At 60.2% G+C, this 21,767-nt stretch carries 18 protein-coding genes; 10 read left to right on the plus strand and 8 right to left on the minus strand.

Annotated features, from left to right (window positions below; translation table 11 throughout):
• Positions 1 to 82 precede the first annotated feature (82 nt).
• Together LOY38_RS02715 and LOY38_RS02720 are read right to left on the minus strand one after the other, a co-directional pair.
• Entirely contained in the window at positions 83 to 790 is a 708-nt protein-coding gene (locus LOY38_RS02715) for a PolC-type DNA polymerase III (RefSeq protein WP_258698749.1), read from the minus strand.
• The gene (locus tag LOY38_RS02720) at positions 787 to 2,727 is read right to left on the minus strand and encodes a putative nucleotidyltransferase substrate binding domain-containing protein (RefSeq protein WP_258698750.1); all 1,941 of its coding nucleotides are present in this window, start codon (positions 2,725 to 2,727) and stop codon (positions 787 to 789) included. The genes LOY38_RS02715 and LOY38_RS02720 overlap by 4 nt, the downstream gene beginning before the upstream one ends.
• Before the next feature lie 252 nt (positions 2,728 to 2,979).
• Between LOY38_RS02720 and LOY38_RS02725 the strand changes: the two genes are divergently transcribed.
• A complete protein-coding gene (locus LOY38_RS02725) occupies positions 2,980 to 3,426 on the plus strand; it encodes a response regulator (RefSeq protein WP_258698751.1) in 447 nt (148 codons plus the stop codon).
• A gap of 220 nt (positions 3,427 to 3,646) precedes the next feature.
• On the opposite strand, the gene LOY38_RS02730 is transcribed toward LOY38_RS02725, so the two are convergent.
• Positions 3,647 to 5,839 (minus strand): malate synthase G, encoded by a 2,193-nt coding sequence (locus tag LOY38_RS02730; RefSeq protein ID WP_258698752.1) that lies wholly within the window; start codon positions 5,837 to 5,839, stop codon positions 3,647 to 3,649.
• Between the two features lie 485 nt (positions 5,840 to 6,324).
• Between LOY38_RS02730 and LOY38_RS02735 the strand changes: the two genes are divergently transcribed.
• Positions 6,325 to 6,843, plus strand: coding sequence for a glycine cleavage system protein R (locus tag LOY38_RS02735; protein WP_007936467.1), 519 nt, complete (start codon positions 6,325 to 6,327; stop codon positions 6,841 to 6,843).
• Positions 6,844 to 7,058: 215 nt separating this feature from the next.
• On the opposite strand, the gene rarD is transcribed toward LOY38_RS02735, so the two are convergent.
• From rarD to LOY38_RS02760, 5 genes are all read right to left on the minus strand, one after another.
• Positions 7,059 to 7,946 (minus strand): EamA family transporter RarD, encoded by an 888-nt coding sequence (rarD, locus tag LOY38_RS02740; protein ID WP_258698753.1) that lies wholly within the window; start codon positions 7,944 to 7,946, stop codon positions 7,059 to 7,061.
• A 174-nt stretch (positions 7,947 to 8,120) separates the two neighbouring features.
• Complete coding sequence (locus LOY38_RS02745) at positions 8,121 to 9,095, minus strand: serine/threonine protein kinase (RefSeq protein ID WP_258698754.1); 975 nt, start codon at positions 9,093 to 9,095, stop codon at positions 8,121 to 8,123.
• Between the two features lie 206 nt (positions 9,096 to 9,301).
• Positions 9,302 to 11,203 (minus strand): PhoX family phosphatase, encoded by a 1,902-nt coding sequence (locus LOY38_RS02750; protein WP_258698755.1) that lies wholly within the window; start codon positions 11,201 to 11,203, stop codon positions 9,302 to 9,304.
• 141 nt (positions 11,204 to 11,344) lie between these two features.
• Entirely contained in the window at positions 11,345 to 12,109 is a 765-nt protein-coding gene (locus LOY38_RS02755; protein ID WP_258698756.1) for a TOBE domain-containing protein, read from the minus strand.
• A 63-nt stretch (positions 12,110 to 12,172) separates the two neighbouring features.
• Complete coding sequence (locus LOY38_RS02760) at positions 12,173 to 12,913, minus strand: ComF family protein (RefSeq protein ID WP_258698757.1); 741 nt, start codon at positions 12,911 to 12,913, stop codon at positions 12,173 to 12,175.
• Between the two features lie 90 nt (positions 12,914 to 13,003).
• Between LOY38_RS02760 and bioB the strand changes: the two genes are divergently transcribed.
• The 8 genes from bioB (at position 13,004) to LOY38_RS02800 (ending at position 21,699) form a co-directional block, all read left to right on the plus strand.
• Positions 13,004 to 14,059, plus strand: coding sequence for a biotin synthase BioB (gene bioB / locus LOY38_RS02765; protein WP_008008198.1), 1,056 nt, complete (start codon positions 13,004 to 13,006; stop codon positions 14,057 to 14,059).
• A 239-nt stretch (positions 14,060 to 14,298) separates the two neighbouring features.
• A complete protein-coding gene (gene bioF, locus LOY38_RS02770; RefSeq protein WP_258698758.1) occupies positions 14,299 to 15,477 on the plus strand; it encodes an 8-amino-7-oxononanoate synthase in 1,179 nt (392 codons plus the stop codon).
• Positions 15,470 to 16,201, plus strand: coding sequence for an alpha/beta fold hydrolase (locus LOY38_RS02775; protein ID WP_258698759.1), 732 nt, complete (start codon positions 15,470 to 15,472; stop codon positions 16,199 to 16,201). The genes bioF and LOY38_RS02775 overlap by 8 nt, the downstream gene beginning before the upstream one ends.
• On the plus strand, positions 16,194 to 17,006 hold the full coding sequence (bioC, locus tag LOY38_RS02780; RefSeq protein WP_258698760.1) for a malonyl-ACP O-methyltransferase BioC: 813 nt from the start codon (positions 16,194 to 16,196) through the stop codon (positions 17,004 to 17,006). Before LOY38_RS02775 ends, bioC begins: the two co-directional genes overlap by 8 nt.
• Entirely contained in the window at positions 17,003 to 17,683 is a 681-nt protein-coding gene (bioD, locus tag LOY38_RS02785) for a dethiobiotin synthase (RefSeq protein WP_258698761.1), read from the plus strand. Before bioC ends, bioD begins: the two co-directional genes overlap by 4 nt.
• Positions 17,684 to 17,803: 120 nt before the next feature.
• Positions 17,804 to 18,100, plus strand: coding sequence for a pyrroloquinoline quinone biosynthesis protein PqqE (locus LOY38_RS02790; protein ID WP_105340933.1), 297 nt, complete (start codon positions 17,804 to 17,806; stop codon positions 18,098 to 18,100).
• Between the two features lie 277 nt (positions 18,101 to 18,377).
• A complete protein-coding gene (locus LOY38_RS02795) occupies positions 18,378 to 20,183 on the plus strand; it encodes a phenylacyl-CoA dehydrogenase (protein WP_007936490.1) in 1,806 nt (601 codons plus the stop codon).
• 226 nt (positions 20,184 to 20,409) lie between these two features.
• Positions 20,410 to 21,699: a GGDEF domain-containing protein gene (locus LOY38_RS02800; RefSeq protein WP_258698762.1), complete on the plus strand. Its 1,290-nt coding sequence runs from the start codon at positions 20,410 to 20,412 to the stop codon at positions 21,697 to 21,699.
• Positions 21,700 to 21,767 lie beyond the last annotated feature (68 nt).

A 21,767-nucleotide genomic window follows, 5' to 3' on the forward strand; every position in this document is an offset into this window, starting at 1 on the left:
TCGTTCGCGAAATCGGCGCACGACGCAATACCTGTGGGAGCGTGGCTTGCCCGCGAAGGCGCCAGAACAGGCGCCATAAAACTCAAAAAGACGGAGCCTGCCGCCGCCGCTTCCACTGACTCAGCCGCTGCTGCAAATTCAATGGGCTATAAATCTGCTGCTGTCGCGCCCGGCTGAATAAAATCAGCATCAGCTCCGCCGTCGCCAGCGCATCGGCACTGGCGTTATGCCGCTCGAAGACCTCCAGCTTGAACCAGTCGATCCACTCGTCCAGCCCAGCCTCGCGAAAATGCGCCTGCGGGCACAGCAACGGGGCGATGTCTGCCACGTCCAGAAACGGATGCTGCAACTTGTAGCCCAGATGTTCTTTCAGCGCGCGCCCCAGCATGTGCTGGTCGAACGGCGCATGAAACGCCAACACCGGACTGTCGCCGACGAACTCCATGAATTCGAGCAGGGCCTGCGCAGGGTCGCTGCCGGCGGCAATGGCGCTCGGGCCAAGACCATGAATCAACACGCTGGGGCCGAGTTTGAGTTCGGTGCATTGCAACGTGCGTTCGAACTGCTGGCTGAAATCGATCGCCCCGTCCTCGATCACCACCGCGCCGATGGACAACAGCCGGTCTTTATTCAGGTTCAGCCCGGTGGTTTCCAGGTCGAGTACCACCCAGCGTTGCTCGCGCAGGCTGCAATCGCTCAGCTCGGCCACGGCCGGCAAGCGCTCCAGACGCTGTTGCAGTTCGCCGGGCAAAACGGGACTGGCCGGGCGCAGCCATGAAAACAGGCTCATAACTGATACCGCAGGGTCAGGCTGCTTTGCAGGCGTTGAGCCTGGCGCAGGGATTCACGCAGGATGCGTCGGTCCAGATGATTGAGGCTGTCCGGATCGACGCGGTTGGAGTAGGGCAAATTCTCCCGTGTCTGTAACTGATGCTGCTGCATGCGGGTTTGCTGGATGAAGTGATATGCCTCTTCATAGGCGGCGCCGTCCAGCCGTTCGATGACCTCTTTGGCCACCAATTGGCGAAAGCGCTCCAGGGTATTGTTGGCGTCGATGCCGTGGGCCAGGGCCAGCACTCGAGCACCGTCGACGAAAGGGGTCAGGCCCTGAAGCTTCAGGTCGAGCGTGGCTTTCTCGCCATTTTTGCGCGCCAGGACGAATTCACGGAAACGCCCTACGGGCGGACGGTTGCGCAGGGCATTCTCGGCCATCATGCGCTGGAACAACCGGTTGTCGCCGACCTGATCGAGAATGCCCTGGCGCAGCTGTTCGCAGCCTCGCTCGTCGCCCCAGACTACGCGCAGGTCGAAATAGATGCTCGAACCCAACAGGTTTTCCGGTGTCGCCTCGCGGATAAACGCCGCAAAACGTCGCGCCCATTCGGCCCGGGACAAACACAGCTCGGGGTTGCCGGCCATGATGTTGCCCTTGCACAAAGTGAAACCACACAGCGCCAGGTTCTGATTGATCTGCTGGGCGAGGGGCAGCAACTTGCCGCGAATCTCGGCGGCGTGGGCCGCGTCGCGGGCTTCGAACAGAATGCCGTTGTCCTGATCGGTGTGCAGCGTCTGCTCGCGGCGGCCTTCGCTGCCGAAACACAGCCAACTGAACGGCACGCCGGGGTCGCCTTTCTCGGCGAGCACCAGTTCGATCACCCGGCACACGGTATGGTCGTTGAGCAAGGTGATGATGTGGGTGATCTGGGTCGAGGATGCGCCGTGGGCCAGCATCCGCTCCACCAATTGGCCGATTTCGCCGCGCATCGCCACCAGGTTTTCCAACTTCTGGGCACTGCGAATAGTCCGCGCCAGATGCACCAGATCGACCCTTTGCAGGGAAAACAGGTCGCGTTCCGAGACCACTCCACACAGGCGCTGATCCTTGACCAGGCAGACGTGGGCGATGTGCCGCTCGGTCATGGCAATCGCTGCGTCGAAGGCGCTGTGGTCCGGCGTCAGGTAAAACGGCGCCCGGGTCATGTGCCTTTCGATCGCTTCATTGAAGTCGCTGGTGCCGTTGGCCACCACATGTCGCAAGTCGCGCAGGGTGAAAATGCCCAGCGGCGCTTTTTGCTCATCGACCACCACAATGCTCCCGACTTGCTGATCGTGCATCAGCGTCACGGCTTCACGCAGGGGGGTAATCGGGCTGCAGGTTACCGGGTGGCGCATGGCCAATTCGCCCAACCGGGTATTGAGCGAGTACTGGGTGCCGAGGGTTTCCACAGCTTTTTGCTGGACTTGCTGGTTGACCTGATCCAGCAAGCTGCTGACACCACGCAGGGCAAAGTCGCGAAACGGGCTGGACAGTGCGAACAGTTTGATGAACGCCAGCTTGTTCAGCTGTAGGCAAAAGGTGTCTTCGGCCGCCAGATGTTCGGTGCGAGTCGCTCGTTCCCCCAGTAGCGCGGCGAGGGGGAAACACTCGCCGGTGGTGATTTCGAAGGTGGTTTCGGTCTCGCCCTTGGCCGTGTGCGGGCGTTCACCCACGACCCGGCCCTGTTTGACGATGTAGAAATGCTCAATCGGGCCATCGGCGGGTTTGATGATGCTTTCGCCGGGGGCATAAAAACGCAGCTGACATTGCTCCACCAGATAAGCCAGGTGGGCGTTTTCCATCTGATTGAAGGGCGGGAAGCGCTGGAGGAATTGCAAAGTACCCTGGATGTTCTGCAACACCGCGGTTTTCCCTGCCTGGGTGAAGGCGTCCGCTTTACTCATAACCATTACCGCAGTCTTTTTCGAATTGTTGTGTCGGATTGTTCCAGCCATGGTCGACCCCTGCGGGCGGGGTGCCCATTGGACGTAAGTCTAGGTAGGCAGGGCTGTGGTCTGAATATGGGAAATGTCTGACACAACTGTGGGAAAAACCTCCTACATTGTCTATTGGAAAGATTTCCGACGAAGTGCACATTGAAGCTCTGCCGCGCGATGTCTGACCACTGTGCCAGGGATCGAGCCGAAAACGTTGAGAACGCCATGTCCGACCACGATATTTTGAGTGATGCCGAGCGCGAAGCGCTCAGTGCCGTCATGTTGGAACCAGATTTGCCGCCGCAGCGGGTGCTGATCGTCGATGACGATAAGGATGCCAGGGAGCTGCTGTCGGAAATTCTGGGGCTGGATGGCATTCACTGCATGACGGCGGCCAGCGGCGAAACGGCGCTCAAATTGCTGGAGGCGAAGCCGTCGATTGGTCTGGTGATTACTGACCTGCGGATGGGGCACGTCGATGGCCTGGAACTGATCCGTCAGGTGCGGGAGTCGGCGCGTGCGGCGTTGCCGATCATCATCGTTTCCGGCGATGCCGACGTGAAGGATGCGATCGAAGCCATGCATTTGCACGTAGTGGACTTTCTGCTCAAGCCTATCGATAGCGAAAAATTGCTTGAATTGGTCAAGCATGAGCTGGGGATGGATGTGTAGCGCGGACCTCCAGGCTGGCAGCTTTTTATGGCGAGGGAGCTTGCTCCCGCTGGGTTGCGCAGCAGCCCCAAAACCAGCGATCTGATACACCGCATACACAGGGTTTACGACTGCTGCGCAGTCGAGCGGGAGCAAGCTCCCTCGCCACAAGGGACCGCGGCGTAAAAAAAAGCCCCGATCTCTCGATCAGGGCTTTTTCACGTCCGGCGTCAGCGTTTACTCAAAGGCCGTTGGCGGCCTTGAACTCGCGACGACGACGGTGCAGAACCGGCTCGGTGTAGCCGTTCGGCTGCTTGGTGCCTTCGACGACCAGTTCGACTGCCGCCTGGAAGGCGATATTGCTGTCGAAGTTCGGTGCCAGCGGGCGGTACAGCGGGTCGTTGGCGTTCTGACGATCAACCACTGGCGCCATGCGCTTGAGGCTTTCCATCACCTGATCTTCAGTGACGATGCCGTGGCGCAGCCAGTTGGCGATGTGCTGGCTGGAAATGCGCAGCGTCGCACGGTCTTCCATCAGGCCGACGTCATTGATATCCGGCACTTTCGAGCAACCCACGCCCTGGTCGATCCAGCGCACCACGTAACCGAGAATGCCCTGAGCGTTGTTGTCCAGTTCATTCTTGATCTGCTCCGCGGTCCAGCTCGGATTCACAGCCAACGGGATGGTCAGGATGTCGTCCACCGAAGCGCGCGCACGTTTGGCCAGTTCGACCTGACGGGCGAACACATCGACCTTGTGATAGTGCAATGCGTGCAGTGCAGCAGCAGTCGGCGATGGAACCCAGGCCGTGTTGGCACCGGCCATCGGGTGAGCGATCTTCTGTTCCAGCATCGCCGCCATCAGGTCGGGCATGGCCCACATGCCTTTACCGATCTGGGCGCGACCTTGCAGGCCGGTGCTCAAACCGATGTCGACGTTCCAGTTCTCGTAGGCGCCGATCCACTTCTCGGCCTTCATGTCGGCCTTGCGCACCATCGGGCCGGCTTCCATGGAGGTGTGGATTTCATCGCCCGTGCGGTCGAGGAAACCGGTGTTGATGAACACTACACGCTCGCTGGCGGCCTTGATGCAGGCCTTGAGGTTGACCGTGGTACGGCGTTCCTCGTCCATGATCCCGACTTTCAGGGTATTGCGTGTCAGGCCCAGTACGTCTTCGATGCGCCCGAACAGCTCGTTGGTGAACGCCGCTTCTTCCGGGCCGTGCATCTTCGGCTTCACGATATAGACCGAGCCAGTGCGGCTGTTCTTGCGCGCGCTGTTGCCGTTCAGGCTGTGGATCGCTGCCAGGCAGGTCACCAGACCGTCGAGAATGCCTTCCGGCACTTCGTTGCCGTCTTTGTCGAGGATCGCGTCAATGGTCATCAGGTGACCGACGTTGCGCACGAACAACAACGAACGACCATGCAGGCTCAGTTCTTTACCGTCGACACCGGTATAAGTGCGGTCGGCGTTCATGGTGCGGGTAAAGGTCTGACCGCCCTTGGAGACTTCTTCCGACAGATCGCCCTTCATCAGGCCGAGCCAGTTGCGGTAGATCACCACTTTGTCATCGGCATCGACTGCGGCGACCGAGTCTTCGCAGTCCATGATGGTGGTCAGCGCGGCTTCCATCAGGATGTCTTTGACACCGGCGGCATCGGTCTGGCCGACCGGGGTGCTGGCATCGATCTGGATTTCGAAGTGCAGGCCATTGTTTTTCAACAGGATTGCGGTCGGAGCCGCTGCATCGCCGTGGAAACCGATCAGTTGGGCATCGTTGCGCAGGCCAGAGCTCTTCAAAACCGAGTTGCTGCCGCCTTTGAGGGCGACGACCAGTTTGCCGTCAACGATTTTGTAGCCGGTGGAGTCGACGTGGGAGCCGGCAGCCAATGGCGCGGCTTCGTTGAGGAAGGCGCGGGCGAAGGCGATGACCTTGTCGCCGCGCACCTTGTTATAGCCTTTGCCTTTTTCCGCGCCACCCGCTTCGCTGATGGCGTCGGTGCCGTAGAGCGCGTCATACAACGAACCCCAGCGGGCGTTCGAGGCGTTGAGCGCGAAGCGCGCGTTCATCACCGGCACCACCAGCTGCGGGCCGGCCATGCGGGCGATTTCGTCATCGACGTTTTGCGTCGTTGCCTGGAAATCGGCCGCTTCTGGCAGCAGATAACCGATGTCTTGCATGAAGGCTTTGTAGGCCACCGCATCGTGCGCAACACCTGCACGAGCCTGGTGCCAGGCATCAATGCGAGCCTGGAAATCATCGCGTTTGGCGAGTAGGGCTTTGTTCTTCGGCGCCAGGTCATGAATGACCTTGTCGGCACCGGCCCAGAACTTGTCGGCGGTGAGGCCGGTACCGGGAATGGCTTCGTTGTTCACGAAGTCGAACAGGACTTTGGCGACCTGCAGGCCACCGACTTGAACGTGTTCAGTCATTGCTTGCCTCACTCTGCTCAGCTATTTCGCTTTTCAGCTCTTCAATTTAACAATGAAGCCTCTGGCCATTTAAACCACAAACCCTTCTACCAGTACATGCCATTGCGGGCGGCTGGGTTCGGTCCGATCAACGGCCTTGCGGCCTTGCTGACGGGGCTTTCAGGGTTGCGACGGCGCCTGCGGCAGACATCGATCCAACGTTATGTAGTGCGCGCTGCGGCATACTACATGATGAATTGCGGTTGTGAAAATTAGACTAATTACGTCGTTCTGCGACTCGCCGACGTCGTGCAGTCACGTCGGGGCACGGGATGTTCTCAAAAAACTATTGGATTGTTCCAGTTAAATCTAAAAACTTGTACACGATTTGTTTCTTCAACTGAATCTGCGGTGCCTTCATTCGCGAGCAAGCCCCGTCCACGCAGAGCCAGCCCTTGCCTATACTTGCTGTTCTATAACAAAAGTCATGACAAGAGGGCTGCGCCATGGACCATCTCGTACTCACCGTATTCGCCCCGGACAAGCCCGGGCAGGTCGAGCGTATTGCCCAATGCATTGCCGAGCACGGCGGCAACTGGCTGGAGAGCCGCATGTCGCGCATGGCCGGACAATTCGCCGGGATTCTTCGGGTGGGTGTGCCGGCCGAGGCCTACGATGAACTGGTAGACGCCCTACAGGGACTGTCGACCCAGGGCATCCGCGTGATGATCGCCGAAAGCAGCATCGAACAATCCTGCACCTGGAAGCCGATTGCCATGGAACTGGTGGGCAATGATCGTCCGGGCATTGTGCGAGACATTACGCGTCTGCTGAGTGAGCAGGGGGTGAGCCTGGAGCGGCTGGTGACCGAAGTGCGGCCGGCGCCGATGAGCAGCGAGCCGTTGTTCCATGCCGAAGCAATTCTCGCGGTACCACTGACCTTGTCGCTGGAGGTGCTGCAATCGCGCCTGGAAACCCTGGCGGACGATCTGATGGTCGAATTGGTGCTGCGCAGCGAACCTTGAACAGGTTATCCAAGTTATACGTGCACCTGCCTGTGGATAACCTGTAGAGACACCCCGCCAGGCCACGTCGGCCGGGACTCTTCGGGCTCTGATCAAAAAACCAGCAGTTTCAGTGACTTGCGCACAAACGCCGGGGATCACACTGTGGATAACCTTGGGAAGGATGGATGCAGGCCACGTCGGACGTGGCCTGTAGATGTTTGTACGTTTTCTGATCAGCGGCGACGGCGCAGACTTATCCACGCGTCGATGCTGTAAACCGCCAGACCTGCCCAGATAAAGATGAACGCCACCAACGTGCTGGACGACAAGTGCTCGCCAAACAGCAGAACGGCTTGCAGCAACACCAGCGTCGGCGCCAGGTACTGGAGAAATCCGAGTGTGGTGTAGGGCAAGTGTCGTGCAGCGGCGTTGAAACACACCAGTGGCACCAGCGTTACCGGGCCGGCGGCCACCAGCCACCAGGCTTCGGAGGAGGTCCAGAATTCGGCTTGCGCGCTGGTCGCCGTCGGATTGAACAGCAGCCAGGCGGCGGCAATCGGCACCAGCATCCAGGTTTCCACCACCAGCCCCGGTAATGCCTTGACCGGTGCCTGCTTGCGGATCAGGCCGTAGAAGCCGAAGGTCAATGCCAGCACCAGCGACACCCACGGCAGACTGCCGACTTGCCACACTTGCTGCGCGACACCGACTGCCGCCAGCCCCACCGCGATCCACTGCATGCGCCGTAGCCGTTCGCCGAGAATCAGCATCCCCAACAGTACGTTCACCAGCGGGTTGATGTAGTAGCCAAGGCTGGCCTCAAGCATGCGTCCATTGTTCACCGACCAGACGTAAGTCAGCCAGTTGGCCGCGATCAGTGTGCCGCTCAGCGCCAGGATCGCCAGCCGTCGCGGATTCTCGCGCAGCTCGCGCCACCAGCCGGGATGCTTCCAGACGAGCAGCAGCAACGCGCCGAACAGCGCGGACCAAAGCACTCGGTGGATGATGATCTCCACGGCGGGCACGCTGGCGATGGCTTTGAAGTAGAGCGGGAACAGTCCCCAGATGATGTAGGCGCTCAGGCCCAGGATGTACCCGCGACGCGGGTTGGCGGCTTGCATGAGAATCCTTGCTTAGGCAGCTAACAAAGAGGGGATTGTAAGGAGATTTGCCTTAATGTGTTGTGAACGTTTGTGGGAGCGGGCTTGCTCGCGAATGCGGTCATTCAGTCAGCATCTCTGTTGAATGTGAAACCGTATTCGCGAGCAAGCCCGCACACATTGGATTTGTGTTCGTCAGAACAACTTCAGTGGCTCTTCATTGAGTGCTGCCAATTGCTCACGCAACGCCAACACCTGATCGCCCCAATAGCGCTCGGTGCCGAACCATGGAAAGCTGCGAGGGAAGGCCGGGTCGTCCCAGCGACGGGCGAGCCAGGCGCTGTAGTGCATCAGCCGCAAGGCGCGCAGCGGTTCGATCAGCGCCAGTTCCCGCGGATCGAAGTCGTGGAATTCGTTGTAGCCGTCCATCAATTCCGACAACTGCCCCAGACATTCCTGACGATCACCCGCCAGCATCATCCAGATATCCTGCACCGCCGGGCCCATGCGGCAGTCGTCGAGATCGACGATGTGGAACATCTCGTCGCGACACATCATGTTGCCGGGGTGGCAATCGCCGTGCATGCGGATGTTCTGGTGCGGCGTGGCCTGGTAAACCTCTTCCACGCGCTTGAGCAGGTCGCGGGCCACGGACTCGTAGGCGGGCAGCAGGCTTTTGGGAACGAAATTGCCTTCGAGCAATGTGGTCAGCGAGTCATGACCGAAGTTCTTCACCCCCAGCGCTTCTCGGTGTGCGAACGGTTTGGTAGCACCGACCGCATGCAGACGACCGAGCAACTGGCCCAGTCGATACAGCTGATCGAGATTGCCCGGCTCCGGTGCGCGGCCGCCACGGCGGGGGAACAGGGTGAAACGGAAACCGTTGTGTTCGTGCAGGCTGGCACCGTTGTGGATCATCGGCGCGACCACCGGCACGTCGCACTCGGCGAGTTCGAAGGTGAACTGATGCTCTTCGAGGATCGCTTCGTTGGTCCAGCGCTGCGGGCGGTAGAACTTGGCAATCAGTGGCTCGGAGTCTTCGATGCCGACCTGATAGACGCGGTTCTCGTAGCTGTTGAGCGCCAGAATGCGCGCGTCGCTGAGAAAGCCGATGCTTTCGACGGCATCGAGCACGAGGTCTGGGGTGAGGGTTGCAAACGGGTGGGCCATGCTGACTCCTGCGCGCGGCAGGCTGCCGCGTCCGGCCAAGCATGGTAGCGCAGACGGGGCTTCTTTAGTGGTTGGGTTGAGGTAAGTGTTGTTCGCACCGACGCCTTCGCGGGCAAGCCCGCTCCCACATGGATCTTGGGTGTGCACACTATTTGTCACACGCAGGAGATCCCTGTGGGAGCGGGCTTGCCCGCGAAGAGGCCCTATCAGGCGCCGACGATCCCGCCATCCTCACGGGAAATAGCCATCACCGAAGACCGCGGCTTACCGTTGGGCAGATGCTCAGGGAACGTCGACCCACCGCTTTCACCCGGATGCTGAATCCCGACAAACAAGGTTTTCTGATCCGGTGAGAAGCTGATCCCCGTCACCTCACAACCTACCGGCCCGACCATGAAGCGGCGGATCTCGCCAGTCACCGGGTCGGCACAGAGCATCTGGTTATTGCCCATGCCCGCGAAGTCGCCTGTATTGCTTGAATCGCCATCGGTGAGAATCCACAAGCGCCCGGCCTTGTCGAAGCCCAGGCCATCCGGGCTGTTGAACATGTTCTGCGGGGTGATGTTCGACGAACCGGCCTTCGGTGTACCGGCGTGGACGCCCGGGTTGCCGGCGACCACAAACAGGTCCCAGGCAAAGCTATTCGAACCGTGATCGTCGCGGTCGGTGCGCCAGCGCAGGATCTGCCCATAGACGTTCTTCTCGCGCGGGTTCGGACCGCCCACCGGCTGGCCTTCTTCGCCGCGCTTGGCGTTGTTGGTCAGGGTGCAGTAGACCTGGCCGTCCTTGGGGCTGACGACGATCCATTCCGGGCGGTCCATGCGCGTTGCATTCACCACGCTGGCTGCGAGGCGTGCGTGAATCAGCACTTCGGCCTGGTCGGCAAAACCGCTGCTGGCGTCGATGCCGTTCTTGCCGTGGGTCAGTTCGATCCACTGGCCCTGGCCTTTCGGGTGGTCGGCATTGCCGTCGCCCGCGTCGAAGCGCGCCACGTACAAGGTGCCGTGATCCAGCAGATCGCGGTTGGCCTTGGGGTTTTTGTGGTTGATCTTGTCGCGGCTGACGAATTTGTAGATGAACTCGCCACGTTCGTCGTCGCCCATGTACACCACGGCGCGACCGTCGTTGGTTTCGGCCAGGGCTGCGTTTTCATGTTTGAAGCGGCCCAGCGCGGTGCGTTTGACCGGCGTCGATTGCGGATCGAACGGGTCGATTTCCACCACCCAGCCGTGGCGGTTGAGCTCGTTGGGGTTCTTCGCCAGGTCAAAGCGTTCATCGTGCGGGTGCCAGTTGATCTCTTTGCTGGCCGCCACTGCGCCATAGCGCTTCTGCGCGGCGTCGAATTTTTGCTCGGCATTGCTGCTGCCGAAGCAGTCGGTGAAGTTCTCTTCGCAGGTCAGATAAGTGCCCCACGGCGTCTTGCCGTTGGCGCAGTTCTGGAAGGTGCCGAGGACGTTCTTGCCGTGTTTGTCGGCGCTGGTTTTCAGCAGCTCGTGACCGGCGGCCGGGCCACTCAGGCTGATCGGCGCGTTACCGTGAATACGCCGGTTGTAGCGCGAGCCCTGGACGAATTGCCATTGGCCGTTCTTGCGCTGTACCTCGATCACCGACACGCCTTCGCAGGCCAGGGCCTTGCGCACCTCTGCCGCCGATTGCGGCATGCCGCCGTGGGGATAGAGGTAGCGGTAGTTGGTGTATTCGTTGTTGATCGCCATCAACGCCCGGTCTCTGTCACCGGGGAATTCGAACAGGCTCATGCCGTCGTTGTTGTCGCCGAACTGGACTTCCTGGTGCTCGGCCGTGCCGTTGCCGCTCGGGTCGAACACCGGGCCATTCTTCTGCAGAGGCTGGCCCCAGCTGATCAGCACCGAGGATTTGTAGCCCGGCGGCAGGGTGATGGTATCGGTGGTGGCGGCGGCGATGCTGTCGAAGCCCAACAATTTGCTGGAGCCGGCGCTGACGCTGGCGGCCAGCACGCTACGACTCAGCAGGTTGCCACCGAGAAACATCGCTGCACCGCAGAGGGCACCAGCGCTGATGAAGCCACGACGGCTGAGGCCGACCATTTTTTCGAGGTCGGTGGGTTGGTTGTCTTCTAATAGGCTCACATCAGGCTCCCTGCGGGTTTTTGCAGCCACCTTAATGGTGATCGATGAAGCTTTTGTTGCAGTCGCCTCGTAGGAGCTGCCGAAGGCTGCGATCTTTTGATCTTAAAATCAGGATCAGAAGATCGCAGCCTTCGGCAGCTCCTACAGCGGTGTGCCGAGCAACACGTTGGACGGCGCGAACTGCACCTGCACCGGTTTCCCGGCGGCAAGCCCGAGGGTTTTCAGGTGCAGCGGCTCGGCCAGGGCGCAAAGTGTCTGGCCATTGGGCAGGCTGATGCGCACTTCGCTGGGACCGTCTTCGGCGTCGAGGATTTCTTCGACCGTGCCCTTCAGGGAGTTGTCGCCGGGTGTTGTGGTTTGATCGACGCTCAGCAGTTCCAGCCAGCCGGCCTTGATCAGTGCCACCACTTCGGTGCCGGTTTCCAGTTCCAGGCGCAGAGTGCTGTCGTGAGTGATCTGCGTATCGATAAGCAAACCTTCAGCCAGTTCAAGGCGGATCCGGTCGTTGCGCCCCTGTGTATCGATCGCCACGACCTTGCCGTGCAGTTGGTTGCGCGCGCTGGTTCTGAGCATCAGCCGACCGAGCAGGTCCAGGTCACTGGCCTCTTCGGCGGCTTCCAGCACCTGAGCCTGCAAGGCCTGCAACTTTTGATACAGGCGCAACACGCGTTCGCCTTCGCTGGACAACTTGGCGCCACCGCCACCCTTGCCGCCGACGCTGCGCTCCACCAGCGGTTTCTGCGCGAGGTTGTTCAGTTCGTCGATGGCATCCCACGCCGCCTTGTAACTCAGGCCCGCGCTTTTCGCGGCGCGGGTGATCGAGCCTTGTTCGGCGATGTGTTGCAGCAACGCGATGCGCTGCGGGCGACGGACAATGTGTTGGGACAACAACGTAGGCAAGGACATGGCGAGACGCTTTGGACTGTGGCGATGGGGAGGACGTTGGCGGCTTGGCGCACGAGAGTCAAGTCAGGCCCCATCGCCAGGTTTTGGGGTACGGGCCAGGCAATAGACGTCGACCCGCGTGGCACCCGCCTCCATCAACAGGCGAGCCAGGGCCTGGGCGGTGGCGCCGGTGGTCAGCACGTCGTCGACCAACGCGAAGTGACGACCCTTGATCGAGGCCGCGGGCGCCAGGGCAAAGGCGTGGCGCAGGTTCTTTTTACGGGCGTCGGCATTCAGCTCTTGTTGCGCGCTGGTGTCCTGAATCCTCAGCAACAGCGTTTCATCGCAAGGAATGTCGAGGTTGGTGCTGAGCCAGCGGGCGAGCATCGCCGCCTGGTTGAAACCCCGCTGGCGCAGACGTTTGGAGGCCAGCGGCACCGGTATCAGCGCGTCGGGCCGATCCAGGTCCTCATCGAGGCGATGTTGCAGGAACTGAGCGAGCAGTTCGCCGAGCAGGCGGCCGAACGGCCACTTTGCGTTGTGCTTGAAACGGGTGATCAAACTGTCGACGGGAAAGCTGTAAGTCCAGGGCGCGGCGACCCGCTCGAAGGCGGGCGGTTGTTTCAGGCATTGGCTGCACGTCAGGCCCGTGGCGGGCAAGGGCAGGGCGCAGGTTTGGCAGTGATCGCCCAGCCAGGGCAACTCGGTTTCACAGGCCATGCAGATCGGCGTGGTGTCGTCTGCGGCTTCTGCGCAGAGCAAACAGAATTGTTTGTTTTTTAACCAGATGTAAACCGGTCCTTCGTATCGTGGTTGACAGTGCATGAGTCTTCCTTAAATATGCCGAACATCCGTGTCGCGTCTGTGGGTATTCCATTCCCCAGCCGCTTGCCAAGCATAAACAAGGAAACGCCCATGAGCGCCAGCACCACTGCAACCCTGCGTCATGACTGGTCTTTGGCCGAAGTCAAAGCACTCTTCGTTCAGCCATTCAACGACCTGCTGTTCCAGGCGCAAACGGTGCACCGCGCGCATTTCGACGCCAATCGCGTCCAGGTTTCCACCCTGCTGTCGATCAAGACCGGCGCGTGCCCGGAAGATTGCAAATATTGTCCGCAGTCGGGCCACTACAACACTGGCCTTGAAAAAGAAAAACTGATGGAAGTGCAGAAGGTCCTCGAAGAGGCCGCTCGCGCCAAGGCCATCGGTTCGACCCGTTTCTGCATGGGCGCGGCGTGGAAACACCCGTCGGCCAAAGACATGCCTTACGTGCTGGAGATGGTCAAAGGCGTGAAGGCCATGGGCCTGGAAACCTGCATGACCCTCGGCCGTCTCGATCAGGACCAGACCGTCGCCCTGGCCGAAGCCGGCCTGGACTACTACAACCACAACCTCGACACCTCGCCGGAGTTCTACGGCAGCATCATCACCACCCGCACTTACAGCGAGCGCCTGCAAACCCTGGCCTACGTGCGTGATTCGGGGATGAAGATCTGCTCCGGCGGCATTCTCGGCATGGGCGAGTCCCTCGACGATCGCGCCAACCTGCTGATCCAGCTGGCCAACCTGCCAGAGCATCCGGAATCGGTGCCGATCAACATGCTGGTGAAAGTCGCCGGCACGCCGCTGGAAAATGCCGACGACGTCGATCCGTTCGATTTCATCCGCATGCTCGCGGTCGCCCGCATCCTGATGCCAAAATCCCACGTGCGCCTGTCCGCCGGCCGCGAAGCGATGAACGAACAGATGCAGGCCCTGGCCTTCTTTGCCGGCGCCAACTCGATTTTCTACGGCGAAAAACTGCTGACCACCGCCAACCCGCAGGCCGACAAGGACATGCAGTTGTTCTCGCGTCTGGGCATCCTTCCGGAAGCTCGCGAAGAGCACGCCGACGAAGTGCACCAGGCCGCCATCGAACAGGCACTGGTGGAGCAGAAGAGCAGCGAGCAGTTCTATAACGCTGCTGTCTGAAACCTTCACCGATTCCTCTGAAGGAATGCAAAACCCCTGTGGGAGCGAGCCTGCTCGCGATAGCAATTAGATATTCAACATAGATGTTGGATGTCATGGCCTCATCGCGAGCAGGCTCGCTCCCACAAGGAACTGCGTAGAACCTGTGGGAGCGTGGCTTGCCCGCGATGGCCGCGACTCGGTTTCCAGCCAAGTCCATTGTTCCTGCATCAGATTGTGAAATGACCTTCGAGGCCTGCATGTCTTTCGATCTCAGCGCGCGCCTTGCTGCCCGTCGTGCCGAAAACCTTTATCGCCAGCGCCCATTGCTCGAAAGCCCCCAAGGCCCGGAAGTGGTGGTTGATGGTCAGCCGTTGCTGGCGTTCTGTAACAACGACTACCTGGGCCTGGCCAATCACCCGCAAGTGATCGAAGCCTGGCGCGCCGGCGCGTCGCGTTGGGGCGTGGGCGGTGGTGCTTCGCATCTGGTGATCGGCCACAGCGGTCCGCATCACGCGTTGGAAGAAACTCTTGCCGAGTTCACCGGGCGCCCACGAGCGCTGCTGTTCACCACCGGTTACATGGCCAACCTTGGCGCGGTCACCGCATTGGTCGGGCAGGGCGATACAGTGCTGGAAGACCGACTCAATCATGCGTCGTTGCTGGATGCAGGGTTGTTGTCCGGTGCGCGTTTTAATCGTTATCTGCATAACGACGCGGCCAGCTTGGCCAAGCGCCTTGAGAAGGCCACCGGCAATACGCTGGTGGTTACCGACGGCGTGTTCAGCATGGACGGCGACATCGCCGACCTGCCGGCGCTGGCGCGGGAAGCCAGGGCCAAAGGCGCTTGGCTGATGGTCGATGACGCGCACGGTTTTGGTCCGCTGGGCGCCAATGGCGGCGGGATCGTCGAGCATTTCGGTCTGAGTCAGGAAGACGTGCCGGTCTTGGTCGGCACCCTCGGCAAGGCTTTCGGTACGGCCGGTGCTTTTGTGGCTGGCAGTGAAGAGCTGATCGAAAGCCTGATCCAGTTCGCTCGCCCTTACATCTACACCACCAGCCAACCGCCGGCGCTGGCCTGCGCGACGCTGAAAAGCCTGGAGCTGCTACGCAGTGAACACTGGCGACGTGAGCATCTGCAGACGCTGATTCGCCAGTTCCGCCAAGGCGCCGAACAGATTGGTCTGGAGTTGATGGACAGCTTCACGCCGATCCAGCCGATCATGATCGGCGACGCCGGGCGTGCGGTTCGACTGTCGCAGATGCTGCGCGAACGCGGCCTGATGGTGACAGCGATTCGTCCACCGACTGTGCCCGCGGGCAGCGCACGCTTGCGCGTAACCCTGACCGCCGCTCACAGCGAGGCGCAGGTACAGCTATTGTTAGATGGACTGGCCGATTGTTTTCAACAACTGGGACCGGAGCCAAGCCATGCGTGATCGTCTGATTCTGCTGCCGGGTTGGGGTCTCGGGATTTCGCCGCTGGAACCCTTGGCGGCTGCCTTGCAGGGCCTGGATGAGCACCTGCGCGTCGAGATCGAGCCATTGCCGGAACTGGAATCGAGCGACCTTGAAGAATGGCTCGATGAGTTGGACTCCACGTTGCCACAGGATGCCTGGCTCGGTGGCTGGTCGTTGGGCGGCATGCTGGCGTCCGAATTGGCGGCGCGACGCGGTGACCGCTGCTGCGGCCTGGTAACCCTGGCGAGTAACTCTTCTTTTGTCGCCCATGAGCAGTGGCCGAGCGCGATGCCCGGCGAGACCTTCGATGCGTTTCTGGCCGGCTGCAAGGCTGACCTGCGCATGACGTTGAAACGCTTCTCGCTGTTGTGCGCACAAGGCGCCGCAGACCCACGCGGGATATCGCGACTCTTGCTTGCTGGTGCACCGCATACGTCTTCGCCGGTGCTGATAAGCGGCCTGGAGTTGCTCGCACAACTGGACACCCTGCGAGCGTTGCAGGCGTTTCGTGGTCCGCAATTGCACTTGTTTGGCGGCCTCGACGGGCTGGTTCCGGCCGAAGCGGCGGGGGATCTGCTGACGTTACTGCCGGATGTTGAAATCGGTCTGATTGAACAGGCCAGTCACGCGTTTCTTCTGGAAGACCCCCACGGTGTGGCGGGGGCGATTCAGGCCTTTTTGCATGAGTTCGGTGATGACTGATTTATCCCTTCCCAACCTGCCCGGCGGCTTGCCCGACAAACGCCAGGTGGCGGCGTCCTTTTCCCGTGCTGCGGCAAGTTACGATAGCGTGGCCGAATTGCAACGCGACGTGGGCAGCGAGTTGTTGCGTCGGTTACCGGAAGATTTTGTCCCTGCTCGTTGGCTGGATATGGGCTGCGGCACCGGGTATTTCAGCCGAGCCTTGGCGGACAAGTTTCCTGCGAGCGCCGGAGTGGCGTTGGACATCGCAGAAGGCATGCTCAATCACGCTCGTCCCTTGGGCGGCGCCACGCATTTCATTGCCGGTGATGCCGAACGCTTGCCGTTGCAGGCGTCGACCTGCGACCTGGTCTTCTCCAGCCTGGCGGTGCAATGGTGCGCGGATTTCGCCTCAGTGCTAAATGAAGCGTATCGAGTGCTGAAACCGGGCGGGATTTTCGCGTTTGCTAGTCTGTGTGTAGGCACGCTGTACGAATTGCGCGACAGTTGGCGTCAGGTGGATGGCATGGTGCACGTCAACCGCTTCCGCGAGTTCGGTGTTTACCAACAGCTTTGCGCGGGCAGCGGTTCGAAGGTCGTCAGCCTCGAAACGCAGCCGCATGTGTTGCATTACCCCGATGTCCGCAGCCTGACCCATGAGCTGAAGGCACTTGGGGCGCACAACCTGAACCCCGGTCGGCCGGGCGGTTTGACTGGCAGGGCGCGGATCCTCGGCTTGATCGAGGCTTATGAGCAGTTTCGTCAGGCACAGGGACTGCCGGCGACTTATCAAGTGGTTTACGCCGTGTTGGAGAAACCCTTATGAGCGCAGCCTATTTCATCGCCGGCACTGACACCGATGTCGGCAAGACCACCATCGCCGCCGGTTTGCTGCATGCCGCGCGATTGGCGGGTTTGAGCACGGCGGCGGGCAAACCGGTGGCCTCCGGTTGCGAGCTGACGCCCAAGGGATTGCGCAACGCCGATGCGCTGGCATTGTTTGCCGAGTGTTCGGTGCCTTTGACTTATGAACAGGTCAATCCGGTCGCGTTCGAACCGGCGATCGCCCCGCATCTGGCGGCGCGGGAGGCTGGTGTGGCGTTGACCGTGCAATCGCTGTTGACCCCGATGCGGCAGATTCTCGACATGCAGGCGGACTTCACCTTGATCGAAGGCGCTGGCGGCTGGCGAGTGCCGTTGGCGGATCAGGACAATCTGTCGGACCTGGCGATGGCGCTGGATCTGCCGGTGATTCTTGTGGTCGGCGTGCGCCTGGGCTGTATCAACCATGCGCTGCTGACGGCTGAGGCGATTGCTCGGGATGGTTTGCAGCTGGCAGGGTGGGTGGCCAACATCATCGATCCCAAGACCTCGCGCCTGGAAGAGAACCTCGCGACGCTGGCCGAGCGCATTCCCGCGCCGTGCCTGGGTCGGGTGCCGAAACTCAAGTCAGTGACAGCCGAAGCGGTGGCCGAGTTTCTACAGCTGGATCTGCTGGACTGAGGTTTCTGGGTTAGGTGTTACCTATGACAAGGCACTGTGCCATTAGTGTTTTTGTCGGGCCTTTTGTCGGCGTGTCTGGTTCAATGGCCGCTGTTGATCCTTTGTCGGACGAGTTCCCCCATGGAAATCTCAGGAAACACCGCTTTTTATGCCGGTCTGAGCACTATTCAGACAGGGCAGAACCGCGTCGATCAGGCTTCGGGCCAGATCGCCAACAACACCATCGAGCGTTCGGTCACCAGTCAGTCTTCCGAGGTTCAGGTGGATCGTCTGCGCTCGGTAGATCGCAGCCAGCAATCGGACTTGGCCAGCAATATGGTCGAGATGTCCCAGGGCAAGTTCCAGGTGGAACTTGGCGTCAAAGTCGCCAAGGCATCCGATGAAATGCTCGGTACGTTGATCGATACCTACGCCTGATTTCTCGCTTAGTCCGCTACTCCAACGCCGCGCCTGTTCGCGGCGTTTTTCTGCGTAAGTCCTTCTGCCTCAACTAATCTCTCCAACATGACGTGTTGCTCATTCAACGGCGATGCGTAACGGTGTGGGCGACGTTTTCAGGGGGCGATGACGAATGGCAAAAGATCGACGCTTGACAAGATTTGGGCGTAAACGTATGTTTCAAACAACTGTTTGACCGTCACAACAAATCGACACGGTCGTTCATTCCCGGTTACATCAGCAGAGGTTTATCGCTATGCCTGACTACAAGGCCCCCTTGCGTGATATTCGCTTCGTTCGTGACGAACTGCTCGGCTACGAAGCGCACTATCAGAGCCTTCCGGCTTGCCAGGACGCAACTCCGGACATGGTTGACGCCATTCTCGAAGAAGGCGCCAAGTTTTGTGAGCAAGTGCTGGCGCCGCTGAACCGCGTGGGTGACACCGAAGGCTGCACCTGGAGCGAGTCCGGCGTTAAAACCCCAACCGGTTTCAAAGAAGCCTACAAGCAATTCGTCGAAGGTGGCTGGCCAAGCCTGGCTCACGACGTAGAGCACGGCGGCCAGGGCCTGCCGGAGTCTTTGGGTCTGGCCGTCAGCGAAATGGTCGGCGAGGCCAACTGGTCGTGGGGCATGTACCCAGGCCTGTCCCATGGCGCGATGAACACCATTTCCGAGCACGGCACGCCTGAGCAACAAGAGGCTTACCTGACCAAACTGGTCTCCGGCGAATGGACCGGCACCATGTGCCTGACCGAACCGCACTGCGGCACTGACCTGGGCATGTTGCGCACCAAGGCCGAGCCTCAGGCCGACGGGTCCTACAAAGTGTCCGGCACCAAGATCTTCATCTCGGCCGGCGAACACGATATGGCCGACAACATCGTCCACATCGTTCTGGCACGTCTGCCGGACGCACCGGCCGGCACCAAAGGCATTTCCCTGTTCATCGTTCCGAAATTCCTGCCGAACGCAGACGGCTCGATCGGCGCACGCAACGCTGTGAGCTGCGGTTCCCTGGAACACAAAATGGGCATCCACGGTAACGCCACCTGCGTGATGAACTTCGACGCGGCCACCGGTTACCTGATCGGCCCGGCGAACAAAGGCCTGAACTGCATGTTCACCTTTATGAACACCGCACGTCTGGGTACTGCGCTGCAAGGTCTGGCGCACGCCGAGATCGGCTTCCAGGGCGGTCTGAAATACGCTCGCGATCGTCTGCAAATGCGCTCTCTGACTGGCCCGAAAGCGCCGGACAAAGCCGCTGACCCGATCATCGTTCACCCTGACGTACGTCGCATGCTGTTGACCATGAAGGCTTTCGCCGAAGGCAACCGTGCGATGGTTTATTTCACCGCCAAGCAAGTCGACATCGTCAAGTACGGCGTCGATGAAGAAGAGAAGAAGAAAGCCGACGCGCTGCTGGCCTTCATGACGCCGATCGCCAAAGCCTTCATGACTGAAGTCGGTTTCGAATCCGCTAACCACGGCGTGCAGATCTACGGCGGTCACGGCTTCATCGCCGAGTGGGGCATGGAACAGAACGTTCGCGACAGCCGCATTTCGATGCTGTACGAAGGCACCACCGGCATCCAGGCACTGGACCTGCTGGGCCGTAAAGTGCTGATGACTCAAGGCGAGGCTCTGAAAGGCTTCACCAAGATCGTCCACAAGTTCTGCCAGAGCAACGAAGGCAATGACGCGGTCAAAGAGTTCGTCGAGCCATTGGCTGCGCTGAACAAAGAGTGGGGCGAGCTGACCATGAAGGTCGGTATGGCAGCAATGAAAGACCGCGAAGAAGTCGGCGCGGCGTCGGTGGACTACCTGATGTACTCCGGTTACGCGTGCCTTGCCTACTTCTGGGCTGACATGGCGCGTCTGGCGGCCGAGAAACTGGCTGCCGGTACCACCGAAGAGGCGTTCTACACCGCCAAGCTGCAGACTGCGCGCTTCTACTTCCAGCGCATCCTGCCGCGTACCCGCACTCACGTTGCAACCATGCTGTCGGGCGCCAACAACCTGATGGACATGAAAGAAGAAGACTTCGCACTGGGTTACTAAGCCCTACGCAGTCCATTCTCAAAGCCGCTGCTTCCTCGGGAGCAGCGGCTTTTTTATGCCTGACGCAAACGATCACGTCTGTAAATATTCCTGACTAAAACGCTAAGAAGAACGACTTTGCTGCCGTTAAAGAGGCTGCGATGTGACACACGTCTCGTTGCACGTGCTTGGCTGCTCCAAATGCAGGCACAATGCCATCCTTGTTTGCCGGGTCGGAGCTTTACCCTTGCCGCGTTCTTCCGCTGTACGTTTCAGCCATTTCTTGCCATCACTGCTGTTGTTGCTCGCAGGGCTTGCGGCTGCTTACGTCAAGGATCTCAACGTCTTCTTCACTTCGCTGTTCAACGTGCTGCCCACGCTGGTGTTGTTGCTCGGCGGCGCGTATTGCGCGGTTTACCGACGTCAGCGTGAACTGTTTCTGATGGTCACGGTGTACATCGCCTACTTCCTGCTCGACACCCAGACCGACTACTACCGTGACAATGGCAAAGTTCGTGAAGACGCCGCGGTGGTGTTCCATCTGTGCTGTCTGTTGCTGCCGTTGCTCTTTGGCTTGTTCGCCGCCTGGCAGGAGCGCACCCACCTGTTCCAGGACATGGTGGCGCGCTTCGCCGTGTTGCTGGCGTTCGGCAGCGTGGCGCTGGGGCTGGAGCAAAGTTACCCACAGGCGCTGTTGATGTGGCTGTCGGAGATCCGTTGGCCAGCCCTGCATGGCGCCTGGATGAGCCTGATCCAGTTGTCTTATCCCGTGTTCATCGCCTCGTTTCTATTACTGAGCTGGCAATACTGGCGCAATCCAAGACCTTTGCACGCTGCGCAGCTAGTGGGGCTGTTGGGATTGTTCTGGATGTTGCCGAAAACCTTCATCCTGCCCTTCACCCTGAACATCATGTGCAGCCAGGTGATGTTGATGATTGCCGCCGCGGTTGCCCATGAGGCCTATCAGATGGCCTTCCGCGATGAACTCACGGGGCTGCCGGGGCGCCGCGCCCTGAACGAACGCATGCAACGGCTGGGGCGCAATTACGTGCTGGCCATGAGTGATGTCGATCACTTCAAGAAATTCAACGACACCCATGGCCACGATGTCGGCGATCAGGTGTTGCGACTGGTGGCCAGCAAGTTGTCGAAAATCAGCGGCGGCGGTAGGGCGTATCGCTATGGCGGTGAAGAATTTGCTCTGGTGTTCGCAGGTAAAACCCTCGAAGAGTGCATGCCGCACCTGGAGGTCATCCGCGAATCCATCGCCACTTACAACATCCAGCTGCGTAATCAGGACAGCCGTCCCCAGGATGATCAGCAGGGACGCCAGCGCCGCGCCGGCTCGGGCACCTCGAGTGTATCGGTCACTGTCAGCATCGGCGTCGCCGAACGGCTGGAGCAGCGCACCCCCGAAGAAGTGCTCAAATCCGCTGACCAGGCGCTCTACAGTGCCAAGGGTGCGGGGCGAAACTGTGTGATGGCCTTCGGTCAGAACCGCCGTGGCGCAGTGCGCATGGACGCCGCTGCGGGTTGAGTGATGATGGCGCATTCAGCGTCTGGACTGTGATTGTGAGGCGTGGTGCACGGCAGTAGGTTTGAGCC

It is taken from the genome of Pseudomonas sp. B21-015 (genome assembly GCF_024749285.1).
In the GTDB taxonomy this organism is placed as follows: Bacteria; Pseudomonadota; Gammaproteobacteria; order Pseudomonadales; family Pseudomonadaceae; genus Aquipseudomonas.

What these genes read in the sequence shown, in the direction of transcription:
- LOY38_RS02715 (WP_258698749.1), bottom strand. Translation starts at nt 790, where the DNA reads ATGAGCCTGTTTTCATGGCTGCGCCCGGCCAGTCCCGTTTTGCCCGGC.
- LOY38_RS02720 (WP_258698750.1), bottom strand. Translation starts at nt 2,727, where the DNA reads ATGGTTATGAGTAAAGCGGACGCCTTCACCCAGGCAGGGAAAACCGCG.
- LOY38_RS02725 (WP_258698751.1), top strand. Translation starts at nt 2,980, where the DNA reads ATGTCCGACCACGATATTTTGAGTGATGCCGAGCGCGAAGCGCTCAGT.
- LOY38_RS02730 (WP_258698752.1), bottom strand. Translation starts at nt 5,839, where the DNA reads ATGACTGAACACGTTCAAGTCGGTGGCCTGCAGGTCGCCAAAGTCCTG.
- LOY38_RS02735 (WP_007936467.1), top strand. Translation starts at nt 6,325, where the DNA reads ATGGACCATCTCGTACTCACCGTATTCGCCCCGGACAAGCCCGGGCAG.
- rarD (WP_258698753.1), bottom strand. Translation starts at nt 7,946, where the DNA reads ATGCAAGCCGCCAACCCGCGTCGCGGGTACATCCTGGGCCTGAGCGCC.
- LOY38_RS02745 (WP_258698754.1), bottom strand. Translation starts at nt 9,095, where the DNA reads ATGGCCCACCCGTTTGCAACCCTCACCCCAGACCTCGTGCTCGATGCC.
- LOY38_RS02755 (WP_258698756.1), bottom strand. Translation starts at nt 12,109, where the DNA reads ATGTCCTTGCCTACGTTGTTGTCCCAACACATTGTCCGTCGCCCGCAG.
- LOY38_RS02760 (WP_258698757.1), bottom strand. Translation starts at nt 12,913, where the DNA reads ATGCACTGTCAACCACGATACGAAGGACCGGTTTACATCTGGTTAAAA.
- bioB (WP_008008198.1), top strand. Translation starts at nt 13,004, where the DNA reads ATGAGCGCCAGCACCACTGCAACCCTGCGTCATGACTGGTCTTTGGCC.
- bioF (WP_258698758.1), top strand. Translation starts at nt 14,299, where the DNA reads ATGTCTTTCGATCTCAGCGCGCGCCTTGCTGCCCGTCGTGCCGAAAAC.
- LOY38_RS02775 (WP_258698759.1), top strand. Translation starts at nt 15,470, where the DNA reads ATGCGTGATCGTCTGATTCTGCTGCCGGGTTGGGGTCTCGGGATTTCG.
- bioC (WP_258698760.1), top strand. Translation starts at nt 16,194, where the DNA reads ATGACTGATTTATCCCTTCCCAACCTGCCCGGCGGCTTGCCCGACAAA.
- bioD (WP_258698761.1), top strand. Translation starts at nt 17,003, where the DNA reads ATGAGCGCAGCCTATTTCATCGCCGGCACTGACACCGATGTCGGCAAG.
- LOY38_RS02790 (WP_105340933.1), top strand. Translation starts at nt 17,804, where the DNA reads ATGGAAATCTCAGGAAACACCGCTTTTTATGCCGGTCTGAGCACTATT.
- LOY38_RS02795 (WP_007936490.1), top strand. Translation starts at nt 18,378, where the DNA reads ATGCCTGACTACAAGGCCCCCTTGCGTGATATTCGCTTCGTTCGTGAC.